The organism is Methylocaldum sp. (genome assembly GCF_039794385.1).
Classification (GTDB): Bacteria; Pseudomonadota; Gammaproteobacteria; order Methylococcales; family Methylococcaceae; genus Methylocaldum.
Map to the genome: position 1 here is coordinate 1 of NZ_JBDIVO010000260.1, position 6,623 is coordinate 6,623.

Annotated in this window: 7 protein-coding genes and 1 pseudogene; all 8 read left to right on the forward strand. The window is 65.6% G+C overall.

Features of this window, described 5'->3' with window-relative positions; translation table 11 throughout:
• Positions 1 to 444 precede the first annotated feature (444 nt).
• A complete protein-coding gene (locus ABJK70_RS18040; RefSeq protein WP_086132875.1) occupies positions 445 to 732 on the forward strand; it encodes an RAQPRD family integrative conjugative element protein in 288 nt (95 codons plus the stop codon).
• 42 nt (positions 733 to 774) lie between these two features.
• Entirely contained in the window at positions 775 to 1,140 is a 366-nt protein-coding gene (locus tag ABJK70_RS18045) for a TIGR03745 family integrating conjugative element membrane protein (RefSeq protein ID WP_347258670.1), read from the forward strand.
• Complete coding sequence (locus ABJK70_RS18050; RefSeq protein ID WP_077732175.1) at positions 1,140 to 1,544, forward strand: TIGR03750 family conjugal transfer protein; 405 nt, start codon at positions 1,140 to 1,142, stop codon at positions 1,542 to 1,544. The genes ABJK70_RS18045 and ABJK70_RS18050 overlap by 1 nt, the downstream gene beginning before the upstream one ends.
• Before the next feature lie 401 nt (positions 1,545 to 1,945).
• Complete coding sequence (locus tag ABJK70_RS18055) at positions 1,946 to 2,221, forward strand: DUF2895 family protein (RefSeq protein ID WP_347258671.1); 276 nt, start codon at positions 1,946 to 1,948, stop codon at positions 2,219 to 2,221.
• Positions 2,218 to 2,853: pseudogene (locus ABJK70_RS18060) on the forward strand (DUF3438 family protein); the annotation flags it as partial. The gene ABJK70_RS18055 and the pseudogene ABJK70_RS18060, both read left to right, overlap by 4 nt.
• 164 nt (positions 2,854 to 3,017) lie before the next feature.
• Positions 3,018 to 4,457 carry a TIGR03752 family integrating conjugative element protein gene (locus tag ABJK70_RS18065; RefSeq protein ID WP_347258672.1) on the forward strand — a complete coding sequence of 480 codons (1,440 nt, stop codon included), beginning with the start codon at positions 3,018 to 3,020 and terminating at the stop codon, positions 4,455 to 4,457.
• On the forward strand, positions 4,405 to 4,815 hold the full coding sequence (locus ABJK70_RS18070) for a TIGR03751 family conjugal transfer lipoprotein (RefSeq protein WP_347258673.1): 411 nt from the start codon (positions 4,405 to 4,407) through the stop codon (positions 4,813 to 4,815). Before ABJK70_RS18065 ends, ABJK70_RS18070 begins: the two co-directional genes overlap by 53 nt.
• On the forward strand, positions 4,815 to 6,623 hold a 1,809-nt coding region (locus ABJK70_RS18075; protein WP_347258674.1), incomplete at its 3' end, for a TraC family protein. The genes ABJK70_RS18070 and ABJK70_RS18075, both read left to right, overlap by 1 nt.

Sequence of the window (6,623 nt, forward strand, 5' to 3'; positions counted from 1 at the left end):
GAATACGCGGGCGGTGATGCGGTAGTTGCGGATCGATCCCGGGCTCAAGACGACTTCCCGGCAATAGGCTTCCACCAAAGCGGACAATGTAGTAGGCGCTTCAGTCTCCTCGCGCATGGAGTTCCTCCCATTTACGGCAATTCGCTAGCCTTGGTGCGGCATTTGCCCAATGGCTGCGTACATTTAGGTTGAGTAGATGGTCGCGGACCCGTTGGCGCCGTGGACGCAGTCTGGGTCGGACGGACGGCTTTGCAGGCCAAGTCTTCGATGTTGCGGGAATGAGGTTAATCCCGCCAATTCATTTCATTTTAATCGGGTTCGACGGGAGGTTCGACTGATGGTCAAGCCATCCGTAAAACCCTTTTTAGAGCATACAAGGGTTTTTGTTTGCACTTTGCGTGCCGCCTTGGGCACACTCGCCGCCGAGCAACTCGGAGACCCTCTATGCGTAATGCGCTGCTGGCGCTTTTCTGTTGTTTCACGACTGCCGCCCGTGCCGATGACGACGGCGAGCGGGCCGCGCTCGCCCGCCTGATCCATGAGTTGGACGCCCTGGCGCCCCTGATCGCCGAAGCCGAAACCCAAGCCAATCCGGAGTCGCGGGTCAGATTCCATTATGGCTGGCTTCGCCAGGACATCGAGCACGTCAAACTCGGCATCCGTGAACACATCGAAGCACCACGCACGACGCCGAGAGAGTTTCCACCGCTCAAGGGCGATTACCGGCGCTGAGCCGGTGAATCATGTCACTGTGATCGCTATCGGAAAAAGCTCATGACGCATGTGAAACGCACCCTCAAACACACCGTTCGGCGAGCACGATCGGTCATGCTTGCCTCCTTGATCCTGGCGGACACCGCCTTCGCCGCGCTGCCGACGCCCGTGCCGCCGACGACTTCACCGGCCGCGGGCGACTGGCTCAACCTCATCAAGGGCTACATCAAGGATGGCGGGATCGTCATCGGATTGTTCCTGGCGGTGGCCGGCTTTCTCTGGCTCTCCTGGCATGTTCTCGCCGATCTCAATCAGGTTCGGCAGGGCCGAAAAGAGTGGGGCGAACTGGGCCTCGGAGCGGTGGCCGGCGCCGCCATTTTCCTGTTCGTGTCCTATCTGCCGGGCGAAGCCGCGGGTGTCATCTGATGGCCGGCTCATCCGAGACACCCGATATTCTCGGGGATCGGCTCAACGAGGAGCCGGTCATCTTCCGGGGGTATGCCGATTCGGAGTTGGGTACGGCCATCAAGCTGGCGGCGGCCTTGCTGTTTCCGCCGAGCGTGGTCATCGGCCTGATCCTGGGGCGTCTCGCGATGGCCCTCGGGGTCGCCATGATCGGCGCGATCGCCTTCGTCTATTTCGGGGCGGGGCTCTATCAGCGGCTGAAACGTGGCCGCCCGCACTTCTATCTTCAACAGCGGGTGCATCTTTTCCTGGCGGACCTCGGTTTCGTCCGCTGTCAGTTCAATTTCCGGGGAGAGTCCGCCCGGTTTCGGTTTCCGGACGGCTCGTACCAAATGAGCCTTGGCCGCGACGCCCTCCGCGATTGAAACGGACACGGGACTGCGTTACCGCGCCGAAAACGAGAACCTTAGGTCCCGTATCAACACGCTGCGGTCGGTGATCGCAGGGCTGTTCGTCGTCATTCTTGTCCTTTGGCACGGCTGGGAGGACGCGAAGAAGGACGCGCGCCTCTTCCTTCCGCCGAACCTCCGATCGGGTGGCATGATCCATCGGGACGATCCGAGGCCGGAGCATATCTACGGCTTCGCCCGATACATCTTTCAGCTGCTCAATTACTGGCCGCGAAACGGCGAGGAGGACTATGGCCTCGTGCTCTTCAAAGCTCAGAACTATCTGACACCCGCCTGCCAGGACGAACTGAGGAGCGATCTCGAGGCCCGCGCCAAACGTGGCGAACTGACGGACCGAAAACGCGCCATCCACGGACGTGCCGGGCCATACTTACGAGGAATCCAGCGTCGAGGTCAAGGGGAATGGCGTCTGGATCGCGCGGATCGACTTCCGGATCGAGGAGCATGTTCGCGGGATGCCGGTGAAGACGGTCGACATCCGCTACCCCATCCGGGTGGTGGCATACGACGTCAGCCCCGAGGTCAACCCGTTTGGCCTGGCCCTTGATTGTTTCGCGAGTCCGCCCGAACGAATCGAGGGCAGCGAGACGTCACGGCCGGCCTTACCCCCGATATTCAAACTCGGCTCATGAATCCGCATCTCGTCGTTCTGTCCACCCTTCTGCTGTTGACCGTCGCGACCCGTGCGGAGGAGCCGGTCGGCGCGTCTGCCGACACGGAGGGGGAGAGCGGTGTCCACGCGCTCTCCGCATCGGCTTCGGTGCCGGAAACCGCGTTCACCAACCCGGGTTCCGACATCCCGCCGGGCCTCGGGCTCGACGTCGAGCCCGAGGCAGCACCCGGCGCGCTTCCGATCGAGCGGCTGACCTGGCACAAACTGCCGCTCCAGATCACCCTCCCGGTCGGGCAGGAGCGCCTGGTGTCGTTTCCGGTCGCGGTGCGGGCGGGGCTGCCGCCGACACTGACCCCCGATGTCCTCAGGACCCAGATCCTCAATGACGGGACCATCTATTGGACGGCGCTCAAGCCGTTCGGACCGCAACGAGTGCGGATCGAGGCCTTGGGCACGGGCAACACCTACCTCCTGGATCTCTCGGCCTCGGACCGGATAGCCGATACCCGCCCCATCGAAGTGTCGATTCCGGAAGGGAAGCCCTCCGCCGCGCCGGTGGATGCGGCAGCGACGGACGTTGCCGAAAACCGGTCCGCCGGGACGGACTACGTCACCCTGACCCGGGTGGCGGCGCAGCATCTCTACGCCCCAGAGCGCCTGCTGAACGTTCGAGGACGTGATTCTCGATCCCCGAACGCTCCGGGGCGCCTGGCTCGCCTGCACCTTCCAACACGCGAGGCTCTACCCCAAAGGCGACGAACGGGACGTGACGGCCGCCTATCTCGTGTCCAGCCGGCCGTTCGAGGACGCGCTCGATGGGCGGCAATAAGCTCCTGCCGATTCTCGGCACGTTCGCACTGGTGCTCGCGCTCTTCGCGGGATTCCGCTCGTGCGGCAAAAAGGCGGCGACAGCCGAGTCCGAGCTTCCGGTCGCCGAGGTGCCGAAGGCACCCGCGCCGGATGCCGATTCTCCGGCGGACACCATCCGCGCGCTGACCGCCCAGGTCGCCTCGGCCAAGTCGGAGATGGCGCAGCTTCGGCGCGAGAACGCGGAACTCCTGAAGCAGCGCAACGACATCGCGACCCAAGTCACGAACGAGGTCACGGCGGCGGTTCGCCGGGACCAGGCCGCACAGCGCAACGATGAATACACCCGCCTGTCATCCCGCCTCGACGATCTCTCCAACCGCCTGGGACTGGTCGCGCCGCTGGCGTCATCCGATCCGTCGGACGGTGCGGCGGTCGACCTCGATCCGGCCGCCCTGAACGCCGCGGTGGTGTGGGTCGATCCGCTCGGGTCCAGCCTGGTCAAACGCGCCGGCGACGCCGTGTCCCGGACCGCCACCGCGACCGCCGAGGCGGCCCGTTCGGGCGGAAGCCTGCTGCACGGCGTCGGCGAAAACCCCCTCCTGGACCATGCCGGGCTCGGCGGGGGTGCCGCCCATCCCGCCGCTGCGCCGGAACCGGCCTACACGGTGCCGCGGAACGCCACCCTGATCGGCTCCACCGGCATGACCGCGCTGATCGGGCGGATTCCGATCAAAGGCCAGGTGGAGGACCCGTATCCCTTCAAGGTGATCGTGGGCTCCGACAACCTCGCCGCCAACGGGCTCGAGATTCCGGGCGTCGACGGCATGATCTTTTCCGGGACCGCGATCGGCGACTGGGCGCTCTCGTGTGTCCGGGGCACCGTGCATTCGGTCACGTTCGTGTTCGACGACGGCACGATCCGCACCCTGAGTTCCGATGATCAGAGTCTGCAGCGGAAAGAGCAGCAGAGCGCTCAGGCCCAGGGCGCGCCGCCCCCCGCCACCGGCAGCGCCACCAAGCCTCTCGGCTGGATCTCGGACCGGCGCGGCATCCCCTGCGTAACCGGGGCGCGCGTGACCAACGCCGCGCAATATCTGGGCGGGCGCATTCTGGCGAAGGGCGTCGAGGCGGCGGGTCGGGCCTACGCCCGCTCTAAGACCACGATCGGGGTAACGCCGCTCGGCGGCTACACCAGCACGGTCACGGGCAGCCCGGAGCAGTACGCCGCCGGTGAGGTCGTCTCGGAAGGCGCCAACGAGGTGGCCCGCTGGATCGCCGAGCGGCAGAGCCAATCCTTCGATGCCGTGTTCGTCGACACCGGCGTCGAACTCGCGGTCCACGTGGACCGGGAGCTCCCCATCGATTACGAACCCAAGGGCAGGAAACTCGACTATGCGCACGCTACCCCAGCCGTTCACGCGGGCCGTGACCATGATCTCGATTAGCCTCCTGGTCGGCTGCGCCACCGGCAGCAAGGACACCCTTCTGCCGCAGGGGGGACCCACCATGCGGGAGGTTTACGATGCCCATTTCGAAAAAACCCGGCAGCGCCGAACGGAAGGCGCCCGACGGGAGCGGGGTGCGCGCGGCCCAGGCGATGCCGCCCTGAACCTGGACGGCTGGACCCACGAGGCCCACACCGAGATCCAGCACCTGTTCCCGCGCCTGCCGAATCCGGACCTCGTCCTGTACGTTTTCCCGCACATCTCGCCCCAGGGCCATCCGGTGCCGGGCTATGCCACCAGTTTTCCGATGTATGAGACGGTGGAATACGCCCTGCCGGGCGAAGCGGAGGGGTGGTGATGCCGCAGTTTTCGTTTTTATCCAAACCCCGAGCCATCGAACCCGCGCCACGCGGGCCGTTCGACCGGACCACGCCGCCCACCGAGGCGGACGTCAGGCGGCGCTACGAGCGGCCGAGCAGTTTCACCAACCATCTGCCCTGGCTCGACTACGATCCCGAACACCAGGTCTTTCTGCTCGACGACGGGCGCAACGTCGGCGCCTTGTTCGAGATCCGGCCCGCCGGCGTCGAGGCGCGCCCGGAGGCGTGGCTGGCCGAGTTCCGCGACAAGATCCAGCAGGTCTCACGGGCTCGGTCGCGGAGCAACAAGACCCTTGGGTCTTCCAACTCTTCGTCCATGACGAGTACCGGCTCGATGGCCTGGCCGACCAGGTGGAGGCCTACGCGCGGATCGAAATTCGCGACTTGGCCTATACCCGCCACTGGCTGGCTGTGCCGCGACCACTGCGCCAACATCGCACGGCCCGGCGGACTCTTCCATGACGATCAGGTCACGGGTGGGCCGTGGCAAGGGAATCGACGGAAGGTCCACGCGTGCTTGTTCAGGCGGCGCAGCGCCACCCAATCTCTCAAGGGACCGGATGATCTCGGTCCGATCCGGGAGCTGAACGAGGCCGCGGCCCGGCTCACCGCCGGACTTGAATCGACGGGGGTGGGCGTCCGCCGGCTCGGCGGGCGGGACCTTTACGAGTGGATGCTGCGCTGGTTCAATCCGCGCCCGGCGGTAACGGCGGGCGACGTGGAGGCCTTGCTCGCGCTTGCGCCCTATCCCGGCGACGATCACGAGGACCGGCCCTACGGCTACGATTTCGGCGAAGCCTTGGTTCTGGGACTTCCGCGTTATCATCCCGAGAAAGGCCTCTGGTGGTTCGACGGCCTGCCGCACCGCGCCATCACCATTCAACAGCTGACCGATCCGCCGACGATCGGTCAGTTCTTCGCGGAACGGCGCATCGGCCGGCATCTGTACGCGGTGTTTGACCGGCTGCCGCCAGGCGTTGTGATGGCGATCACGGTCGAGTTCCAGCCTCAGGACGATGTCCGCGAACGCCTGGTTCGGGTGGAACGCGCCGCGATCGGCGACTACGCCGAGGCCCAGCTCGCCGGCGAGGACGCCAAGGCCGCGCAATTCCAGATCGCGCAGGGGAACAAGCTGTTCCCGACCCAGATCACGTTTTACCTTCGCGGCGAAGACGAGGAGGATCTCCGCCGAAAGCAGAACCAGCTGCATTCCCTGCTCCTCACCAATCATCTCCGGCCCATCGACGAGCGCCAGGACCTCTGCGCCCTGGACACGTACCTCCGGTGCCTCCCCATGGGCTACGACCACCGCTTCGACCGGAAACGCGCTCGCCGATCGCGCTTCATGTTCGCGCGCCATCTGTCGAACCTGGTGCCGCTCTACGGCCGCTCGACCGGTACCGGCCACCCCGGCATTCTGGTCTACAACCGGGGCGGCGAGCCCCTGACGTTCGACCCCATCGTCGACCGGAAATCGAACGCCCACGCCCTGATCCTGGGGCCGACCGGCGCCGGCAAGTCCTCGCTCCTGGTGTATCTCCTGCTGCACATCATGGCGGTGCACCGGCCGAGACTGTTCATCATCGACGGGGCGAGTTCGTTCCGGCTGTTCGGGCAGTATCTCGAAGCCCAGGGGCTCTCGGTGAACTACGTCCAGGTACGGCCGAAAAGCGACGTGAGCCTGCCGCCCTTCGCCGAGATCGGAAAGCTGCTCGATCCCAAGCACCGGCGACGCCTAGACCTGGATTTGGCCGGCCCCGAAGACCTGGACGACGCCGACGACACG

Coding starts and splice junctions, on each gene's coding strand:
- ABJK70_RS18040 (WP_086132875.1), top strand. CDS start 445: ATGCGTAATGCGCTGCTGGCGCTTTTCTGTTGTTTCACGACTGCCGCC.
- ABJK70_RS18045 (WP_347258670.1), top strand. CDS start 775: ATGACGCATGTGAAACGCACCCTCAAACACACCGTTCGGCGAGCACGA.
- ABJK70_RS18050 (WP_077732175.1), top strand. CDS start 1,140: ATGGCCGGCTCATCCGAGACACCCGATATTCTCGGGGATCGGCTCAAC.
- ABJK70_RS18065 (WP_347258672.1), top strand. CDS start 3,018: ATGGGCGGCAATAAGCTCCTGCCGATTCTCGGCACGTTCGCACTGGTG.
- ABJK70_RS18070 (WP_347258673.1), top strand. CDS start 4,405: ATGCGCACGCTACCCCAGCCGTTCACGCGGGCCGTGACCATGATCTCG.